Here is a 1,896-nt window from a genome sequence, read left to right as displayed (position 1 = left end):
CAGAACAGGGGAATTGGGGGAAAGATAACTATCGCCATCTGACCCAACAACAGGATATCGGCAGCCAGATAACCGGTGCCGGTGAGGTGACCCTGCAAGCCGGGCAGGATTTGACCGCCACCGCCGCTCACGTCAATGCCGGTCAACACCTGACGGCGCAGGCCGGGCATAACCTGACGCTGACAACCGGTACCGCCTCATCCGACTTAGTGGAGCACAGTAAACAGACCAGCAAAGGCTGGCTGTCGAAGTCGTCGGTGGAAACCCACGATGAAGTGCACGACCGGCAGGCGCTCAGTACCACATTCAGCGGCGATAAAGTGACTTTACAGGCCGGTAAAGACCTGCATATCAGCGGCAGCAATGTGGCAGGCACGCAAGATGTCAGCCTGAACGCCGGTCATCAGCTTACCGTCGCCACCGCCGCAGAATCTCACGGTGAAACCCATTTGCGGCAGGAGAAAAAATCGGGCCTGATGGGCACGGGCGGGATTGGTTTTACCGTTGGCAAAGCCAGCCAGAAAACCACCACCGACAGCGACAGCCAGCTTAGCAAAGGCAGCACGGTCGGCAGCAGCCAGGGCAATGTGGTTCTTAATGCGGGAGAACAACTCCGTATTCACGGCAGTGAGGTGATTGCCGGTAAAGACCTGACGCTGACCGGTCAACAGGTCACTGTCACCAGTGCGGAAAACCGCAATCACACCACAACAAAAACCGAACAGAAACAGAGCGGCTTAACCGTGGCGCTGAGTGGCGCTGCCGGCGGGGCCGTCAACAGTGCGGTGCAAACAGCCAGAACCGCCCGCAATGAAAGTGACCTGCGCCTGAAAGCGTTGCAAAATACCAAAGCCGCGCTGAGCGGGGTACAGGCGACTCAAGCCGCCCGACTGGCGGAAGCTCAGGGCAGTGACAGCAGCAGCAATAACAACCTGGCCGGGGTGAGCTTGTCCTACGGTCGCCAGTCTTCCCGTTCAGAACAGCAGTCCCGTCAGACCACCCAACAGGGCAGCCACCTCACTGCCGGGGATAACCTCACGATAACGGCGCACGGTGACGATAAAGGGACATCAGGTTCGAACGGCGATATCCGCATTCAGGGCAGCCAGTTACAGGCGGGCAAAGACCTGAAACTCAATGCGAGTCGGGATATTGCGCTCTCATCCAGCCAGAACACCGAACAGACCGCCGGCAAAAACAGCAGCCACGGCAGCTCGCTGGGCGTGGGCCTGACCGCTGGACCCGGAGGCACCGGTCTGAACGTCTCGGCCAATGTCAGTCGGGGCAACGGCCGTGAAAACGGCAACGGCGTCAGCCACAATAACACCACGTTACAGGCGGGACAGACCGTTGAGCTAAACAGTGGCCGGGATACGACGTTAAAAGGGGCACAGGTGAAGGGTGAGCAAATTACTGCCGAGGTGAAACGCCATCTGTCATTGAGCAGTGAACAAGACAGCCAGCGCTATGACAGCCGGCAACACAACACCAGCGCGGGCGTCAGTGCCACTGTGGGTCCCCTCACCAACGGCACAGCGAGCCTCAATGCCAGCCGCAACAAACTGCACAGCAACTATGATTCAGTACAGGAGCAGACCGGGCTGTTTGCTGGTAAAGGCGGTTATCAGGTTAACGTCGGCGACCACACCCAACTGGATGGTGCAGTGATAGCAAGTACTGCCGACAAAGCCAAAAACACCCTGAACACCGGGACACTGGGTTTTAAAGATATTCAAAATAAAGCGGACTTTAGCGTTGAGCAGCAGAATGCGGGCGTCAGCCTCGGCCAACCAACCACCGGTCAGGTGCTGAATAATCTGGCGGTTAATGCGCTGACGGGGGCCCATAATCAGGGCCATGACAGCAGTACCACGCATGCCGCCGTCAGTGACGGCC

The 1,896-nt window shown here is 58.2% G+C and carries 1 protein-coding gene; it reads left to right on the top strand.

Annotated elements, in window-relative coordinates; genetic code table 11:
- Positions 1–1,896 (top strand): hemagglutinin repeat-containing protein (locus AACQ83_RS23960; protein ID WP_192881259.1); only part of this gene is annotated, 1,896 nt, incomplete at both ends.

Origin of the sequence: Photorhabdus sp. S10-54, assembly GCF_963878145.1 — a bacterium.
Classification (GTDB): domain Bacteria; phylum Pseudomonadota; class Gammaproteobacteria; order Enterobacterales; family Enterobacteriaceae; genus Photorhabdus; species Photorhabdus kayaii.
This window is presented reverse-complemented; position numbering and strand designations above follow the sequence as displayed.